We start from the raw sequence: 16,271 nt of genomic DNA, 5'->3' as shown, positions 1-16,271 counted from the left end.
TTATAAAATATTTTTTTAAATCATGCCTTCGCCTACACCTACTGCCAGGAATATTTTTTCCAGGTCTTCTTTACAAATAGGCTTTAGCAAATAGTCTCTAACCACATTGCTGTATTGCCTGGCCTTACTTAGATCGTGCTCGTCGTTAGAGGAACTGATCATAAATATGGTAGACGTTTTGCCCATATCACGCGACAGCTTTACATATTCCTCAAGGAACTGCCAGCCGTCCATAATAGGCATATTTACATCAAGCAAAATAAGTTCCGGAAAAGGATCTGTTACAGGAATCTTTTTTAAAGACTCTATAGCATCAAGGCCGTTCCCGTAAAACTTAGGATCTGCCTCAATATTATTCTGCTTAAATAAATTTTTTAATAAAAAATGATAAATCTTATCGTCGTCTATAACATACATACCCTTAACCTTCTTCATTAAAATACAATTTAAATATCGTACCCTTATTCACTTCGCTGGTTACTTCTATCCTACCTCCCATAGCCTCCACCTGGTTTTTAGTAATAAACAGCCCTATTCCGCGCGAATTATGGTGCTTATGGAACGTTTTATACATTCCAAATATGGCGTTCTTATGCCTTTTAAGATCAATACCTATACCATTGTCGCTAATATACAAAACTTTTTGTCCGCCCTCTATAGCAAAATCATAAGAAATTACAGGTTTTCTATCCGAACTAGAATATTTTATAGCATTTGTAGTAAAATTTAACAAAACGCTTTCTAAATACGCAGGATTATAATAAACCGTTACATCCAGTGGAATGTTTACTTCTACCGTTACAGCGTGCTTAGTAATTTCATTATGTAGTATGGTAAGGATATTTTTAAGGTAGTATCTTAAATTAAGGCGTTCCTTTACATTCTTTACTTCGGTTTGTATTTCTACAAGCTCTTTAAGATGGCTTATGGTTATGGTTAACCCATCTGAAATTGCCTCCAGATGCCCTAACATTTCCTCGCGTTCACCGTCTTCGGCACTCTTAAATAAATCCAGCAGCATTTTAAGGTTACTGGCGTGCGACCTAAGGTTGTGCGATACAATGTGGGCAAAGTTGCTCAGGCGGTTGTTTTGCTCTCCTACCAGCGTTATAGTTTTACCCAGCGCTATTTCTTTTTCTTTAAGTTCTGTAATATCCTTAAGTGTGCCTACGGCCCTGTAGGGCTTATTGTCCCTAAACTCTACAATTTGTCCCCGGCTCATAACCCACCTGTAACCTTCGGTAGTATGCCTTACGCGGTATATGTGTTCAAAACGTGGGGTACGCCCGGCTATGTAGTCATTTACAGCGCGTATATGGCCTTTTACATCTTCTTTTACTATGAGTGCACGCCATTGATCCTGGGTCCATACGGTTTCCTTTTCTTCCATACCGATAATTTTCATGCTCTGCGCAGAAAAATACACTTCATTAGAAGCCATATTAAAGTCCCATATACCTTCGGAAGCTGCCTCAAGGGCAAAACGAATACGTGCTTCAGACCCCCGAAGCATTATTTCCTGTTCTTTTTGCGTTGTTATATCACTCATCCTTCCGTAAAATATAACACTACCGTCTGGCTGCGCCTCTGGGTTTGCATATACTTTAAGCCAGCGGTATCCTTTTACAGGAAGCGCTACCTGGTATTCAAACTCCCAAGGCTTGTTGTGCTTGCGTGCCCTGTGCAGCGAAACATAAAAGCTCCGCAAATACATAGGAAGCAAACGGCTGTTTAACGCTTCTACAAAATCTGCTGTAAATATTTCGGGAGTTATTTCATAGATATGACCTACAGAATCGCTGCAATATTCCAGCGAATAATCATTCTTTGGTTTCCATAATAATTTAAAAATAACATCCGGTACCTGATTAAGCAATTTCTTATAAAACGCATTAAGGGGCTCAGCTTCATCGAGATCGGGGGCGTCGTAAAACTTCATTCAATAAATTTAAAACAATTTATGAATAATAATTTAAATATTCGATATAATGCTCAATTTCTCGGATGAAAGTTACGTACCACCTGCGAAAGGAAGCTTCGGTCTATATGCATGTACACCTCTGTGGTAGTAATAGACTCGTGCCCCAGCATAAGCTGTATAGAACGCAGGTCGGCTCCGTTTTCAAGCAGGTGTGTGGCAAAAGAGTGCCTAAACGTGTGCGGGCTTATAGATTTTTGCAGGTCGATTTTTTCGGCAAGGCGCTTTATAATGGTAAACACCATAGCACGCGTAAGCCCGGTACCCCTGCGGCTAAGGAACACTGTATCTTCATGTCCTTTTTTAACGGTAACATGCGTACGAAGCTCGTTTATATATATAGTAAGGTATTTTTGTGTTACAGGGCTAAGGGGTACATAACGCTGTTTACTGCCCTTACCGGTTACGCGGATAAAACCTTCATCAAAAAAAAGGTCCGACAGTTTTAGCGCAGTAAGTTCAGATACCCGAAGTCCACATCCGTACAGGGTTTCCAGCATGGCGCGGTTGCGTTCGCCATCTTCACGACTAAGGTCTATTGCAGCAATAAGGCTGTCAATTTCTTCGGTAGACAGTGTATCGGGTAGTTTTCGCCCGGTTTTAGGTACTTCAATAAGCTCTAATGGCATATCTTTCCGGTAATCTTCAAACACCAGATAGTTAAAAAAACTCTTAAGACCCGAAATAAGCCTGGCGCGCGAACGTGCACTTAATTCATTAGCCGTTTGATAAATAAACTGCTGTATTAGCTCCTCCCCTATGGTTACCGGGCTAACACTTAATTCATTTTCTTCCAAATACTTAACAAGCCGGTTTACATCAAAAAGATAATTGGTAAGGGAGTTTACAGACAAGCCCCGCTCTATTTTTAAGTAGGTTTTATAGCCGTTTATGTAAGAGGTCCATGACTGCATTGGCGGTTAAAATTCTGTGAATTAAGAAATCGTTGGTAAAACAACCAATTTTAAGTATATAATTTTGAAAAACAAAACTAAAACTAATTAATGATGAAACTATTTAAAATTTTAACAGTTGGAACCCTAATGATGGGTGCTGTTGCAACGACTCAGGCACAAGACAATAATGGCGCTACAGGCGGTAGCTCTTCACCAAGCTTTGGTATTAAAGGTGGTGTTAACTTTGCTACTATAAATGGTGGCGATTTTGACAGCCCGGATTCTCGCACAAGCTTCCACGCCGGTGTATTTGGAGAGTTCCCGGTAGCTCCTGATTTGTTCTCTGTACAGGTAGAGGCACTTTACTCTGGCCAGGGCTTTAAAACCAACATTGATGGTGGCCTGTTTGGCGGAAATGGTAAGGTAGAATACCAATTAGATTACATCAACGTACCGGTATTAGCTAAATTTTACCTTGTAAAAGGCCTAAGCATTGAAGCAGGACCACAGTTTAGCTTTAAAGTAAATGAGGAAATAGACGCAGATGCTAACAACGATGGCGGCGATCTTGACCTTAATGAGGCTAAAGACTTTGAATTTGGCGTATCTGGTGGTTTAACCTTTGAAACTCCACTTGGAATCTTCGCTACTGCGCGCTACAACCAGGGTATTACTGACATCATTGAGAATGAAAGTGCTAAAAACTCAGTATTCCAACTTGGAGTAGGATTTAAATTCTAAAAAAAAACAGCTAAGCAAAAAATTGCTGGCAGAAGAAGAAAAAAGTTTGGTTGGTTACACACGAAAAAGGGGTTGCATACGTGCGCCCCTTTTTCTATTTATCGTAAAACTACTTCGGTAATTACCTGCCTGCCTATATCGTCGTTAAGCATTTTGGCTATTTTTTGTCGGCCATAACTCAGCTCCTCACGCAGCACTGCCGATGTAAGCTCTACATACAGCACGCTACCACGCAGGCTTATACTACGGGTGTAGTTGTTTACCCCGTTACCCATAAGCTTTATCCATGCATCGCGAACGTCTATGCTGTCCATGCCCCGCTGTAGCTTGTTTTCGCCTATAAAGGCCTTTAGCACATCGGCTACAGAATTAGCATCATTAAATCTTTTTGCCATATAATTATTTCAGCGTAAACGGTTCAGGCTTTTTGTAATGATATTCTATATTATGCTGGTTGCGCACCACAAGTTCTTTATCAGTAAGTTCCAGTAGTTGCTCATCCCACTTGGCATACTGCGTATTATAGTGTAACACGGTTTTATCTTGCTCTTTACCAATAGTAAAGTTTTCAGAAAAGTCATTGGCTCGATAAGTACCATCCAGCTGTGGCATGGCTTTTTTACGGAAACCTGCTGTACCCTTTACTTCAAGATAATCAATAGTAGGGTTAATGCCGTACTCTTTCTTAGAACCGTCGGGCATTATTACTTTTTCTATTTCCCAATATCCATTAAGTTTACCGTAATCTGTACCTTCAAAATGTTTATTACACCCTGCAGCGAGTACTGCTACCGTAAAAAGTAAAAAGATTTTTTTCATTATGTAACCGTTTTTGCAGCACAAAGTTACTGCAATAAACCCATTAAAGCATATTTATAAAAGCCAATTTATTACATTTGGCAAAAGCCCTGAACATGAAACCTTTATTACTTGGAAGCCTTGCGCTGTCGCTTGCACTATCCTTTGCGCCACTTATTTTAAACGAAACACCACAGCACCAGGAGCCCCTGTACTTTCCGGCAGATGGTTATACCAAATGGCAAACTGCTACCCCGGCTTCGCTGGGATGGAATACACAGAACATACCGGGCTTAGTAAGCTACCTTAAAGAAAAGCACACCCGTGCGTTTATAGTACTCGTAAACGGTAAAATAGTAATAGAAGAATACATGAACGGCCACAAGCAGTGGAAACCGTGGTACTGGGCCAGCGCCGGCAAAACCCTTACCGCCACTACCTTTGGCATAGCACAAGACGCCGGACTGGTAAATGAAAATGACGCTTTGAGTACATACCTGGGCAAGGGCTGGACGAGTGCCCCCGCCGAAAAAGAACAGAAAATTACCTGCCGTAACCTGCTTACCATGACCAGTGGCATAGACGACAGCTACGGAAATGATGTAAGACCGGAAAATCTTAAATATAAAGCCGACGCCGGTACGCGCTGGGCGTACCACAACATTTATGTAAAACTGCAGGATGTAGTGGCAAAAGCCAGCAACCAAACCTGGGAGGCCTACTTTGATACTGCCCTGAAAGATAAAATAGGCATGAACGGCCGATGGACAAACGGTGGCCCGGGTACAATGGAACCTTTTAGCATTTACTGGAGTAATGCCCGCAGTATGGCGCGCTTTGGGCTACTGGCACTAAATAAGGGTAACTGGAACGGCACGCAGGTGGTAAGCAAAAAGTATTTTGAAAGTATGGTTACACCGTCTCAAAACATTAATAAATCCTACGGGTACCTGTGGTGGTTAAACGGAAAGGAAAGTTACCACATGCCGGCGTTACAAACGGAATTTAAAGGTAATCTAATACCCGATGCTCCGGCAGATATGTACATGGCACTGGGCAAAAATGACCAAAAGATTTATGTAATTCCTTCTAAAAACATGGTGGTAATTCGCATGGGCGATTCTGCGAATAATAAAAACTTTGCCTTATCAGGGTTTGATAACGAATTGTGGCAAAAAATAAACGGGGTTATTAAGTAACCCCGTTTATTTTTACTGTATGTGATATGCACTTCGCTTAAAATAACTTATAACGAAGGTTTACCGCCACTGTATTTAGTTTTATGGTAGATAAATCAGCTCCCTTTAATTTTGTGGAAGCATCGTAGTTAACCTCTATACCGTATTTACCGCCAAACATATAGCCCACACCCAGCGAATACAAGTACTGTTCCTTTAATGATACTTTATCTGAATACGATACTGTTCCAAGATCATTGGTTGTTATGTGTTTGTGGCTTGAAGTCCCGAAAGGCAAAAACAAACGAAAGGCAGCGTTGGCGTACACAGTATGCTGCTTACCAATATGAAAGTTATACCTTGGCCCCAAATACGCATTAACCAGCGAAGCATTTATGGTATAAATCTCTGTAGAAGCCCTGGAGGTAGACGCGTAGTTTACGGTAGATGTAGAAGACATATCCTGGTAAAGTAGTTTAAAGAAAAACGAAATCTTTTCAGACGGTAATGTAAAAGATGATTCTAAACCTCCTGTAAAAACAACTTTATTGTCCTTTGCACCGGGATACCTGGGGTTTGTAGTAGTAGTGTTTTCATTTACTACACCTGCCAATACAGTAAAGGCAAATTTAGCCCTTTGGCTCGCCGATACTTTTAGCTCGGTTGTACCTTCCTTTCCTCCCTTGCAGGTATTATAGCGGGTAAAAATCTTTTCCAGATCAGATTGATTGTACTTAAGGTTGGCAAACTTAGACACGCCGCTACCATCACAATTCACATCATTAAAAAGCTGCTGCCTAAACTGGTTATTCTCCCCTATATTACTTTGGTTAACCATATATTGTTTATAAACCAGCTGATTAACACCTGTATTTTTATCGGCTACTTCATAGAAGAATTTAGTCCCTTTATCTGACAGATATGAATAAAGTGAGGCTTCGCCTGAAACAACCACGTTTAAAAATACGGTTCGGCTAACCCACACAGGCATTTTTTTGTTGCCCACATCGGTACCCATAAGCTTAGAATCATCCAGGTTTACGGTATACTTTTTAAAAACCCCATCGTTTCCGGCACCGTACTCGGTTATTAAGGCGGGGTCTATTTTCTTATACTCTGTACCAGTATCAGACGTGCTAAAATAAAGATTGTTTTCATTAAAGAAATTTGCCGGTTTGTAGTAGCCCTCTGTACGTGTACCGTTTACGGCAACATAGTAGCCTTTTACATTTTGCCCAAAGCACACAGACACCACCAGCATAATAATAGCTGTAAAGTAAAATTTCATATAAATAAGGTTGATTGATTTAAAAAAGGCAGCATGAAAAATCCGGGCTGCCGTTGTTTTGTATGTTATTTAAGAATATATTTTAGCCCACCCACAACAGTGGTACTTCTAAAATCATTAGCCACAAAAAGCGAACGCCTTGGGGTATAGTATACGCCTAAAGCAATTTTTTTGTTTATCCACGCACCGGCACCTAAATTTAGCCAGATGTTTGATTTTGGTTTTAGTACATACGTAGATGATCCATTAAGCGTTGAACCTGTATATTGCGTGAAGGTCGCCGTCATTGTGTTAGACACCGGTGTAGCGAACTGCATACTTGCCTCAAGAAAAAACCGTTCCTTTTCGGCTACAGGAAAAGTACAACGTGCACCAAGGTTAACGTTTACCTCAGTTATATCTACACTGAGGCTGTTTTTTTCGGTATTTGGCACCAAATATCGCTGATTATTACCCTTACCGTCAAATTTTTGAAGCAATAGTTTCCCAAACAATGAAAACCTTGAGTATCGTACTTTTACAATGGCTTCTCCACCTGCAAAATACGCCATACCATTTGCCACAACACTAAAACCACCGGGTACCTCTCCGTATGTAGAAGCTATACCCACTCCGGCAATTACCCCATAACTTATGGTAGTAGGGTTATCAGATTCGGGTTCTGCAACTTTAACGTCAAAACCGTTACATTGATTAAACTCTGCAAAAGCTTTTTCCAGCGCTGACTGAGAGTAGCTTATATTTTCAAATTTAGAAGCACTGGCATTAGGGCAAAGCACATCTATAGAAAGCTGCTGCCTAAACATATTATTTGCGCCAACAGTAGTGCCGCTTACATAATATTGTTTATATACAAGTTGCTTAATAGGTTTAGCGTTGCTTTTTACTTTATAAAAAAACCGCTTATTAGACCCTTCAAGATTTACGTATAATGAAGCATAGCTATCTATAAGTACTTCAAGAAAAACCACCTTTTTCTCAAACACCGGGTCTTTTGAATTGGCCGGAAAACCTACGTTAGTACCACCGCTTTTATCTATTTGTACGGTTTCTTTAATGAATTTCCGCCCGTCTGCGCCGTATTCTGAAACGTCGTCAAAGTTAAGGTGTGCAAACTCCTTACTATCATGCGATTTAAACTTAAGTTCGTCAAACCACGCATAATTGGTTTCTTTAAAATATCCTTCTACCCGTTTTCCGTTGGTGCTAACGTAGTAGCCACTGGTTTCCTGGCATAGCGCAATACTTACACAAAAAAGCGAAAGTAACAGATAAAGATGTTTCATTTGGAGTTTTTTTGGTTGGTTGAAAAATACTACAATTTATTTAAAGAAAGAATCTACAAATTCAAATTTATTAAACACCTGAAGGTCTTCAATACCCTCTCCTACACCTATATACTTCACCGGTATTTTAAACTGGTCAGAAATACCTATTACCACACCGCCTTTGGCAGTACCGTCCAGCTTAGTTACGGCAAGGCACGTTACCTCCGTAGCAGCGGTAAATTGCTTGGCTTGTTCAAAAGCGTTTTGCCCTGTAGAGCCGTCCAGCACAAGCAGTACGTCGTGCGGGGCGTCGTCTATAACTTTTTGCATAACGCGTTTTACCTTAGTAAGCTCATTCATAAGGCCTACTTTATTATGCAGCCTGCCCGCAGTATCTATAATAACCACATCAGCACCCTGCTTTACGGCACTCTGTACCGTATCAAACGCTACCGAAGCCGGGTCGCTACCCATTTGCTGGCGTACAATAGGCACACCCACACGGTCTGCCCAAATCTGAAGCTGGTCTATAGCTGCTGCCCTAAAGGTATCTGCAGCGCCCAGCACCACATTGTGGCCTGCTTTTTTAAACTGGTACGCAAGCTTGCCTATTGTAGTAGTTTTACCCACGCCGTTTACCCCTACTACCATAAGTACGTAAGGTTTTTTATTGGCTGGTACTTCAAACTCTGCCGAATCGCCAGAATTGGTTTCGCTAAGCAAACTGGCGATTTCATCGCGCAGTATGCCGTTTAGCTCATCTGTACCCAGGTATTTATCGCGCGATACGCGCTCTTCTATACGCTCTATGATTTTAAGGGTTGTTTCTACCCCCACATCAGAGCTTACAAGTACTTCTTCAAGATTATCAAGTACCTCGTCGTCTACCTTGCTTTTTCCGGCAACAGCCTTAGAAAGCTTGCTAAAAAACGATGTTTTGGTTTTTTCGAGGCCTTTATCAAGTGTTTCCTTCTTTTCCGAAGAAAATATTTTTTTAAAGAAATTCATATTGGTTACTTCGTCTTCTAAAATTTGGGTAAAGATAGAAAATAAAAAAGCTACTTTCTTAAATTGAAAGTAGCTTTTCTATATATTGTAAGGGATAATTATTTCTTCTTAAGAAACGCATCCACTTCTTCAGGAGACATTACTGCTTCAACAAAAGTATAAGCACCAGATTTTGGTGATTTTACCATTTTGATAGCTTTAGTTAACCTCTTTGAAGCTGTCTGTAACGTTGCAACGGTTTTCTTTGCCATGATTCAATCAGATTATTTTATTTCTTTATGAACAGTTACTCTCTTCAAAATAGGATTAAACTTTTTAATCTCTAACCTGTCAGGAGTATTTTTTTTGTTTTTTGTTGTTATGTACCTTGAAGTTCCGGCCACACCAGAAGCTTTGTGCTCAGTACACTCTAGAATTACCTGGATTCTGTTACCTTTCTTTGCCATCGTATAATATATTTAGGAGGTATAGCCGGTTTTATTATTTAATAAACCCGTTAGCTTTGGCCTCTTTAAGAACCGCGGCTAGACCATTTTTGTTAATAGTTTTGATAGTAGAAGCAGCTACCCTAAGAGTGATCCACCTGTCTTCTTCAGGAAGATAAAAACGCTTCTTAACTAGGTTAACACTAAACTTACGCTTAGTTTTATTCATCGCGTGGGAAACGTTATTTCCAACCATCGCTTTTTTACCGGTAAGGGCACAAACTCGTGACATTATTTCTTGCTTTTATATCGTTATTCAAAATCAGGGTGCAAAGTAACAAAAAATAAAAGTATTAAGCAAACCCAATTTATTAGTTTTTTAAAATTTCTTTATACAAAAGTTCGAGCGCTTTCTCTGACGCCCTTGCAATTACCTTTTCACGCGGTTGCCCAAAGTCAAACTTTTCGCTAAAAACACCATTTGGTGTAGCCACTGCTATAAACACCGTTCCTACATCGGCATCGGCGTCGCCTTTTGCCGGTCCGGCATTACCGGTAGTAGCTACGGCATAGCTGGAACAAAACATTTTTTTAGCGCGCAACGCCATAGATTCTGCCACCTTTGCGCTAACGGCACTATAAATATCTATAAGCTGCTGCTCTACCCCAAGCACTTTTATTTTACTTTCTGTGGCATACGTTACGGCGCTTCCTTTAAAGTATGCAGATGAACCTGCCACGCTGGTAAGCATTTGCCCTATGCGTCCACCGGTACAGCTCTCTGCCGCCGAAACGGTTTTACCCAACTGTTTCAGTTTCCTGCCCAGTATTACTTCAATGGTTTCATCTTCGTCCATACCTACTATAATATCGCCTATTATAGCCTGTAGCTTTACAGCTTCTGCTTCTACCGCACTTTTTAGCGCAGCCTCATCAGTACCACGTGCCGTAAGCCTTAAACGCACTTTGCCGGGACTTGGCAGGTAGGCAAGCTTTATAAACGAAGGCAGGTTATTTTCCCAGTCTTCTATGCGCTCTGCCACTACACTTTCTCCCTGTCCGTAGGTCATTATGGTTTTATGTACTATATAAGGACGTTCAAATTCAGCCACCAGTTTTGGCAAAACTTCGTTATCCAGTATATGCTTCATTTCATAAGGCACACCGGGTAACGATATGTATACCGTATCTGCCTTTTTCATCCACATACCCGGGGCAGTACCCACCTCGTTGTGTAATACTACAGCCTTACTGGGCACAAGAGCCTGGTCGCGGTTCATTTGGCTTGCGGGGCGTTTTAATACTTTTTCTATAAGCGCTACCACGTGGGCTTCTACCTCGTCATTTCGCACCAGGTGATCGTCAAAGTATTCGCAAAACGTAGTCTTTGTAATGTCGTCTTTAGTAGGGCCAAGGCCTCCGGTAACAATAACCACATCTACCCTGTTTTGAAGATACGCCAGTGTGTTTAAAATATGGTGGCGGTCATCGCTTATAGATAACATTTCGAATACACCTATACCTATCCTGTCCAGCGCTTTAGCTATGTAAGCCGAATTAGTATCTACAATCTGGCCTATAAGTATTTCATCTCCTACGGTTACTACTGCAGCTTTCATATTTTACAGGTTGTATGTTTTTTTAACTTCCTTAAGGGTATTGTCTACATGCCCCCTGAGGCTTTTTACCACATCTTTAATTTCTTTACGCTTGCCTTCGGCCTTGCTCCATTTTTCTATGGTAAGCACATCTTCATATGCCAGCTCCATACCCAGCAAATCAAGGGTAGGCTTTATTTTATGTGCCGCCTGGTACACACGCTTATGGTCTTTTTCTTCAAGCCCATCGCGTATGTTTTTTATTTCCATCGGAACCTCCTCTGTAAAAAGGGTAACGATTTGCTTTGCAAAATCTTCATCGTTATCTGATATTGCAAACACTTTAGATAAATTGTAATGAAGCGCCATATCGTTTAAATTACTTTACCTGAACCTTAAACAACTTTTTATCTTCCAGGTAGCCTTCCAGCACATCGCCTTCAGCTACCGGACCTACACCTTCGGGAGTACCTGTAAACAGTACATCGCCGGTACGCAGGGTAACATATTTACTTACTTCGGCTATCAGCTCATTTATTTTCCAAATCATGTGCGATGTGTTGCTTTTTTGCACCACCACACCGTTTTTATGCAGCTCAAAGTTTACACTGTCTACCGACTCAAAGCCGGACACAGGAACAAATTCGCCTATAACCGCAGAACCGTCAAACGCTTTGGCTTTTTCCCATGGCAGGCCTTTATCTTTTAACCTGTCCTGAACATCGCGGGCGGTAAAATCTATACCCACCCCTATTTCATCATAATATTTATGGGCAAACTTAGCGTCTATGTACTTACCTACCTTGTTTATCTTTACAATAACCTCTATTTCATAATGTACATCATTAGAAAATTCAGGAATAATAAAAGGGTAACTTTTTTGCAGTACAGCCGTATCGGGCTTCATAAACACTACGGGCTCTGCCGGCCTTTCGTTTTGTAATTCGGCTATATGGTTTACATAGTTACGCCCGATGCAAATAATTTTCATAAACTGAAATAATTAGTGGGGTTACGCTAATTTATTATTTAATTTCCTGAGCTTTATGGCCGTTAGCACTTTTTTAGTATACAACGGAAAATCAGCACTCTGAAACCAGCCATAGTAGCCCGGCTCCTGCTCCAGCACCTGCTCTACCCTTACGTTTTTAAACTTCCCAAAGGTAAACACCTCGTGCCCGTTATCGTCAAGGGCTATAAAGCCTGCAAAATCTACCGCCTTTTTACGGGTTGTAAATTCAGAGAGGGTACGCATATCATTCTCCAGGTCGGTATACCTGTCCAGCTGCGCCTTTAGTATCTCATAGGTAGCATTGGTATCAGCAGCGGCACTATGGGCATTTTCAAGGGTTAAACCGCAGTAAAACTTATAGGCTGCACTTAGGGTGCGTTCTTCTTTTTTGTGGAAAATAGTTTGCACATCTACCGAAACGCGGTTTTTCATATCAAAATCAACTCCTGCGCGAAGCAATTCCTCGGCAAGCAGCGGAATATCAAAACGGTCTGAATTATATCCGGCCAAATCTGCATCTTTTATCATGGCATAAACCTGAGCCGAAAGCTGTTTAAACGTAGGCTCATTAGCCACCTTATCATCGGTAATGCCATGAAACGCAGTGGTAGCCGGCGGAATAGGCCGCTCAGGATTTACCAGCCACGTACGACTTTCTTTATTTCCGTTAGGGTATACCTTAAGTATTGAGATTTCTACAATACGATCCCGGGTTATGTCGGTACCTGTAGTTTCAAGGTCGAAAAAACAGATGGGGCGGTGCAGTTTAAGTTCCATATAACTTTAATGTTATTACAAATATAGGGCAGCAAAATTATAAAAAGAATATTCTGCACAGTTTTCTATGCGGTAAAAATGCGGAAGAATTAATAACAATCCCACACGTAGTCGGATGTATCGTAAGTACGCTGCTTATAATCAAAATGCCACCACTCGCTTTCCATAGGCGTAAAACCCGCTTCGGTCATTATGTTACGCAATCGGCGGCGGTTACGGCGGGCTTTGCGCGATATATCACTGTATGCATAATGCGAAACTTCCGAAAATTCATCAAACGCGCTACCCATATCCAGTAACGTACCGTTTTCATCGGCGAGGGAAATATCTACTGCCTGCCCCCGGTTGTGGTTACTCCCCTTACCGGGCTTAGCGACGTAAAGCGGGTTGTTGACTATTTCGTACATTTTGTATTGTATGGGGTACGGGCGATAACAATCGTACAGCACCAACCTGTAGCCTTTATCCTGCGCCAACTGGTATGCCTTGTCTAACGCCTCAGCCACCTCGGGGCGCAGCAGGCAGCGCGCGCACGGATATACCTTTTGGTGCATAAAGTTGGCCGTATCGGCATACGCCATTTTATTCAGCGGCCCCAGCGAATCAAACTGCACCTCAGCCCAGTCGTTGTTTAACTTGCGGGTTATAGTTTCGGGTTGGGCAAATGCGGAAAGGGCGATGAAAAACAATATGCAGGTTAGTAGTTTCATGTAACGGGTTTGGGTAAATATAAAGGAAAGTTCCCATAAAAAGAAATCCCGCCAAGGCAGGATTTCTTTTTATGGGAATATGTTTTACATTATCTTTTTAATCACTGTACTACCGTTTTCAAGTGTTATATTTACTATTAACACATTATTCTCGGAAACAGTACATGGTAAACTAGCCTGCAACGCCTTTATATTTTTAGCAGAGGCTACCATCTTGCCTGCTAAGTCATATACTTTTACAGCATCTATATTATCAGTAGCAGCAACAGAAACTTTATTGTCCTTTCTTAGAGCAATGATCTCCACATCTTTTTTAGTTACTTCCGGCGTTCCTAGTACGGTATTATTTACTCGCGCAACGTGGTTACGAATAATACTATTAAACGAGGTAAATTTCCCTACTAACACAAGTTTGTCCTGTGCATACAAACAATCTGTAACATAGCGCCCACTAACCATTAAAATTGGCTGAAATGAAACATCTTCAGTACCGTCATAGTTATATCGCATTAGTTTTAAATACTGAACCCCATTTTCATACATTGACGAAGTCGCCAGAAATTTCAAATCATCCTGCACAGAGACAATAGAACCATTAGTAAGGAAAGCTGGAATGAAATCAAAATCATCAAAAATGCCATTGGCATCGATACGCCTATACTTTATACCGGTTAGGCCGTATAAGTTCGTATACAGTTGCGCAACATAGAATTTTCCATTTTTATCAGATTTTATATATTCAACTCCTTCTGTTAAATAATAATTAGACACACTTAAAACAGGAAAAGAAGTATCTAAAATACCATTACTACTAAATTTTTCAACAACCATAGCGCCTCTTGTTAGCACCTGACACATAAAACTTCCGTCCGCTGCAATATCCATATCCCAAATCGGGTTGTCTGTAGGTATCAAGGTAAAATCCTGATCTAAACTACCATCTTGATTCAGCCTCAGAATTGAAACTTTTAAAATTTGATTATTAGATCGTATTTCTAAGATTCCGGCAATAACCAGCTTGCCATCTTCTTGCAATACAACTTTAGAGATATAATTATATCCGGATATATTAAAGTTTTGAGTAGCATTAAAAGAATTATCCAAAGTTCCATTAGCATTAATCCTCGTTATCCTATATCTGTCTACGTTGTTATATTTGTCAAAAGAGCCGATAAGTATAAATTTACCGTCATCCTGTTTTAAAATATCTTCCACCAAACCGTTTGGCCCGCTACCTGGATTAAAACCCGAAACTAAGGCTCCGGTTTGATCTATTAAGGCTAGCCTTGGTGCTGATGTGTTGTTGTAATTATTAAATACACCTCCTAAAAGCATATTTCCGTTTCCGGCGTCAGAAATCGCGTAAACAGGTAAATCTGCACCATTTACAATTTCTGATTCAGGAGATACCGTTCCATCATTGTTTAAATAAATCACATTATTACAACTAACACCTGCATAATCAGTTAAATCGCCTGCCGCAATGATTTTATTTACTCTAATACCCAGGCACTTCACACCTAAAGTCTCCAAAAAAAATGAACTAGAAGTAAAAAATGAATTATCGACCGAACCGTCTGCGTTTAAGCGCAGAATATCTTTAAATTCAGAACTACGGAATCCGCCGGCAATAAGTATCTTGTTGTCGGGCAACAATTTACTATCATTTACAGTTCCATAAATAGTTAGTCCAAAATTTTGATCCAACATCCCCGAAGGTAACACCTTAACAACACACCCAGTATTTGTACCGTTAACTCTTGAAAAATCTCCTGTAGTCAATAAACTTCCATCCTGCATAACTACTATATTATAGATGTAGTCATTAAAAGTAATGGAATTATATAAATTTATCGCGCTTCCGGAAGAGCTAAACTTTCTCAGTACAATTGAAGGTGGATTCATTACATATCCTCCTGCAATAATATCTCCATTTTCAAGAACAGTTAGGGCGGTGACCATAGAAAATTGTTCACCCAACAAAAAAGACTGATCTACAGACCCATCTCCATTAAGGCGTAATAAGCCGCCTGCAAAGCTACCTCCTAATAAAATTTTTCCATCTTGCTGTAACTTAATTTCTGCTACCGAGCCTGGCCGAAGACCACTGACAGCCTGAAATGTAGTATCCAATGAACCATCTTGATTAAGCCTTGCAAACCCATTAACATCAGTGTCTCCATACTGTGTAAAATACCCGGCTACCAGTATCTTTCCGTCAGGCTGAACCGCTACATTATTTAAAAATCCGTTGAAATGTGTTTGCGTATCAAAAGTATAATCAATTGTATTATCTGGATTTACTCTTACAATGTATGGCTTCTGAGCGTTTTGGTAATGGATAAAATTTCCAACATAAACTATTTTATTATCAGGAAGAACTTCCATATCTAAAACAATTTGGTCGAAACCATTTTTTAGAGAGTTATCTACACTGTTAAAGGTTAAATCAACAGAACCGTCTTGTGCATACATTACACAAGAAAATACAAAACACACAAATGCTTTTAAAAATTGATTGGTTTTCATATAATATAGTTACTTTAGTAAGCCACAAAAATAAAAAAAGCCTCGCTTCCGCGAGGCTTCCATAT

The 16,271-nt window shown here is 40.4% G+C and carries 19 protein-coding genes; 2 read left to right on the top strand and 17 right to left on the bottom strand.

What is annotated here, in order from left to right; translation table 11 throughout:
* Nucleotides 1-15: 15 nt before the first annotated feature.
* Genes ACLI08_RS15270 through ACLI08_RS15260 form a run of 3 tightly spaced genes read right to left on the bottom strand, consistent with a single transcriptional unit; the run spans nt 16 to nt 2,892 of the window.
* Entirely contained in the window at nt 16-435 is a 420-nt protein-coding gene (locus ACLI08_RS15270; protein WP_411429372.1) for a response regulator, read from the bottom strand.
* The gene (locus ACLI08_RS15265) at nt 422-1,939 is read right to left on the bottom strand and encodes a sensor histidine kinase (protein WP_411429371.1); all 1,518 of its coding nucleotides are present in this window, start codon (nt 1,937-1,939) and stop codon (nt 422-424) included. The genes ACLI08_RS15270 and ACLI08_RS15265 overlap by 14 nt, the downstream gene beginning before the upstream one ends.
* A gap of 53 nt (nt 1,940-1,992) precedes the next feature.
* Nucleotides 1,993-2,892 carry a site-specific tyrosine recombinase gene (locus tag ACLI08_RS15260; protein ID WP_411429370.1) on the bottom strand — a complete coding sequence of 300 codons (900 nt, stop codon included), beginning with the start codon at nt 2,890-2,892 and terminating at the stop codon, nt 1,993-1,995.
* A gap of 90 nt (nt 2,893-2,982) precedes the next feature.
* On the opposite strand from ACLI08_RS15260, the gene ACLI08_RS15255 reads away from it, so the two are divergent.
* Nucleotides 2,983-3,615: a porin family protein gene (locus ACLI08_RS15255; RefSeq protein ID WP_411429369.1), complete on the top strand. Its 633-nt coding sequence runs from the start codon at nt 2,983-2,985 to the stop codon at nt 3,613-3,615.
* Nucleotides 3,616-3,713: 98 nt separating this feature from the next.
* Here the strand turns inward: ACLI08_RS15255 and ACLI08_RS15250 are convergent, their stop codons facing one another.
* Nucleotides 3,714-4,010 carry a DUF721 domain-containing protein gene (locus tag ACLI08_RS15250; RefSeq protein WP_411429368.1) on the bottom strand — a complete coding sequence of 99 codons (297 nt, stop codon included), beginning with the start codon at nt 4,008-4,010 and terminating at the stop codon, nt 3,714-3,716.
* A 4-nt stretch (nt 4,011-4,014) separates the two neighbouring features.
* Nucleotides 4,015-4,434 carry a hypothetical protein gene (locus tag ACLI08_RS15245; RefSeq protein WP_411429367.1) on the bottom strand — a complete coding sequence of 140 codons (420 nt, stop codon included), beginning with the start codon at nt 4,432-4,434 and terminating at the stop codon, nt 4,015-4,017.
* 95 nt (nt 4,435-4,529) lie between these two features.
* Here ACLI08_RS15245 and ACLI08_RS15240 point away from each other — a divergent pair, with 95 nt between their 5' ends.
* Entirely contained in the window at nt 4,530-5,612 is a 1,083-nt protein-coding gene (locus ACLI08_RS15240; protein ID WP_411429366.1) for a serine hydrolase domain-containing protein, read from the top strand.
* Nucleotides 5,613-5,649: 37 nt separating this feature from the next.
* Here ACLI08_RS15240 and ACLI08_RS15235 read toward each other — a convergent pair whose 3' ends face one another.
* The 12 genes from ACLI08_RS15235 to ACLI08_RS15180 all read right to left on the bottom strand — a co-directional run bounded on the left by ACLI08_RS15235 (nt 5,650) and on the right by ACLI08_RS15180 (nt 16,206).
* Nucleotides 5,650-6,879: a hypothetical protein gene (locus ACLI08_RS15235; protein ID WP_411429365.1), complete on the bottom strand. Its 1,230-nt coding sequence runs from the start codon at nt 6,877-6,879 to the stop codon at nt 5,650-5,652.
* 65 nt (nt 6,880-6,944) lie between these two features.
* Nucleotides 6,945-8,165 (bottom strand): hypothetical protein, encoded by a 1,221-nt coding sequence (locus ACLI08_RS15230; protein WP_411429364.1) that lies wholly within the window; start codon nt 8,163-8,165, stop codon nt 6,945-6,947.
* A 36-nt stretch (nt 8,166-8,201) separates the two neighbouring features.
* Nucleotides 8,202-9,155: a signal recognition particle-docking protein FtsY gene (gene ftsY / locus ACLI08_RS15225; protein WP_411429363.1), complete on the bottom strand. Its 954-nt coding sequence runs from the start codon at nt 9,153-9,155 to the stop codon at nt 8,202-8,204.
* Between the two features lie 98 nt (nt 9,156-9,253).
* Nucleotides 9,254-9,406 carry a DUF4295 domain-containing protein gene (locus tag ACLI08_RS15220; protein ID WP_411429362.1) on the bottom strand — a complete coding sequence of 51 codons (153 nt, stop codon included), beginning with the start codon at nt 9,404-9,406 and terminating at the stop codon, nt 9,254-9,256.
* Nucleotides 9,407-9,418: 12 nt separating this feature from the next.
* On the bottom strand, nt 9,419-9,601 hold the full coding sequence (rpmG, locus tag ACLI08_RS15215; protein ID WP_035640032.1) for a 50S ribosomal protein L33: 183 nt from the start codon (nt 9,599-9,601) through the stop codon (nt 9,419-9,421).
* Nucleotides 9,602-9,635: 34 nt separating this feature from the next.
* Nucleotides 9,636-9,872: a 50S ribosomal protein L28 gene (gene rpmB, locus ACLI08_RS15210; RefSeq protein WP_322624261.1), complete on the bottom strand. Its 237-nt coding sequence runs from the start codon at nt 9,870-9,872 to the stop codon at nt 9,636-9,638.
* Nucleotides 9,873-9,951: 79 nt separating this feature from the next.
* A complete protein-coding gene (locus ACLI08_RS15205; RefSeq protein ID WP_411429361.1) occupies nt 9,952-11,199 on the bottom strand; it encodes a CinA family nicotinamide mononucleotide deamidase-related protein in 1,248 nt (415 codons plus the stop codon).
* 3 nt (nt 11,200-11,202) lie between these two features.
* Entirely contained in the window at nt 11,203-11,547 is a 345-nt protein-coding gene (locus tag ACLI08_RS15200; RefSeq protein ID WP_411429360.1) for an Hpt domain-containing protein, read from the bottom strand.
* Between the two features lie 10 nt (nt 11,548-11,557).
* Nucleotides 11,558-12,169: a fumarylacetoacetate hydrolase family protein gene (locus ACLI08_RS15195; protein WP_411429359.1), complete on the bottom strand. Its 612-nt coding sequence runs from the start codon at nt 12,167-12,169 to the stop codon at nt 11,558-11,560.
* Nucleotides 12,170-12,190: 21 nt separating this feature from the next.
* The gene (locus ACLI08_RS15190; protein ID WP_411429358.1) at nt 12,191-12,967 is read right to left on the bottom strand and encodes an exonuclease domain-containing protein; all 777 of its coding nucleotides are present in this window, start codon (nt 12,965-12,967) and stop codon (nt 12,191-12,193) included.
* An 89-nt stretch (nt 12,968-13,056) separates the two neighbouring features.
* Entirely contained in the window at nt 13,057-13,677 is a 621-nt protein-coding gene (locus tag ACLI08_RS15185; RefSeq protein ID WP_411429357.1) for a M15 family metallopeptidase, read from the bottom strand.
* Nucleotides 13,678-13,761: 84 nt separating this feature from the next.
* Nucleotides 13,762-16,206 (bottom strand): T9SS sorting signal type C domain-containing protein, encoded by a 2,445-nt coding sequence (locus ACLI08_RS15180; RefSeq protein ID WP_411429356.1) that lies wholly within the window; start codon nt 16,204-16,206, stop codon nt 13,762-13,764.
* Nucleotides 16,207-16,271 lie beyond the last annotated feature (65 nt).

This window comes from Flavobacterium sp. RNTU_13 (genome assembly GCF_046614455.1).
In the GTDB taxonomy this organism is placed as follows: domain Bacteria; phylum Bacteroidota; class Bacteroidia; order Flavobacteriales; family Flavobacteriaceae; genus Flavobacterium.
The sequence above is the reverse complement of the archived record's forward strand: the minus strand, read 5'-3'. Positions and strand labels throughout refer to the sequence as shown.

Coding starts and splice junctions, on each gene's coding strand:
- ACLI08_RS15240 (WP_411429366.1), top strand. CDS start 4,530: ATGAAACCTTTATTACTTGGAAGCCTTGCGCTGTCGCTTGCACTATCC.
- ACLI08_RS15230 (WP_411429364.1), bottom strand. CDS start 8,165: ATGAAACATCTTTATCTGTTACTTTCGCTTTTTTGTGTAAGTATTGCG.
- ACLI08_RS15185 (WP_411429357.1), bottom strand. CDS start 13,677: ATGAAACTACTAACCTGCATATTGTTTTTCATCGCCCTTTCCGCATTT.
- ACLI08_RS15265 (WP_411429371.1), bottom strand. CDS start 1,939: ATGAAGTTTTACGACGCCCCCGATCTCGATGAAGCTGAGCCCCTTAAT.
- ACLI08_RS15235 (WP_411429365.1), bottom strand. CDS start 6,879: ATGAAATTTTACTTTACAGCTATTATTATGCTGGTGGTGTCTGTGTGC.
- rpmG (WP_035640032.1), bottom strand. CDS start 9,601: ATGGCAAAGAAAGGTAACAGAATCCAGGTAATTCTAGAGTGTACTGAG.
- ACLI08_RS15255 (WP_411429369.1), top strand. CDS start 2,983: ATGATGAAACTATTTAAAATTTTAACAGTTGGAACCCTAATGATGGGT.
- ACLI08_RS15200 (WP_411429360.1), bottom strand. CDS start 11,547: ATGGCGCTTCATTACAATTTATCTAAAGTGTTTGCAATATCAGATAAC.
- ACLI08_RS15245 (WP_411429367.1), bottom strand. CDS start 4,434: ATGAAAAAAATCTTTTTACTTTTTACGGTAGCAGTACTCGCTGCAGGG.
- ACLI08_RS15270 (WP_411429372.1), bottom strand. CDS start 435: ATGAAGAAGGTTAAGGGTATGTATGTTATAGACGACGATAAGATTTAT.
- ACLI08_RS15220 (WP_411429362.1), bottom strand. CDS start 9,406: ATGGCAAAGAAAACCGTTGCAACGTTACAGACAGCTTCAAAGAGGTTA.
- ACLI08_RS15190 (WP_411429358.1), bottom strand. CDS start 12,967: ATGGAACTTAAACTGCACCGCCCCATCTGTTTTTTCGACCTTGAAACT.
- ACLI08_RS15180 (WP_411429356.1), bottom strand. CDS start 16,206: ATGAAAACCAATCAATTTTTAAAAGCATTTGTGTGTTTTGTATTTTCT.
- ftsY (WP_411429363.1), bottom strand. CDS start 9,155: ATGAATTTCTTTAAAAAAATATTTTCTTCGGAAAAGAAGGAAACACTT.
- ACLI08_RS15260 (WP_411429370.1), bottom strand. CDS start 2,892: ATGCAGTCATGGACCTCTTACATAAACGGCTATAAAACCTACTTAAAA.
- ACLI08_RS15250 (WP_411429368.1), bottom strand. CDS start 4,010: ATGGCAAAAAGATTTAATGATGCTAATTCTGTAGCCGATGTGCTAAAG.
- ACLI08_RS15205 (WP_411429361.1), bottom strand. CDS start 11,199: ATGAAAGCTGCAGTAGTAACCGTAGGAGATGAAATACTTATAGGCCAG.
- rpmB (WP_322624261.1), bottom strand. CDS start 9,872: ATGTCACGAGTTTGTGCCCTTACCGGTAAAAAAGCGATGGTTGGAAAT.
- ACLI08_RS15195 (WP_411429359.1), bottom strand. CDS start 12,169: ATGAAAATTATTTGCATCGGGCGTAACTATGTAAACCATATAGCCGAA.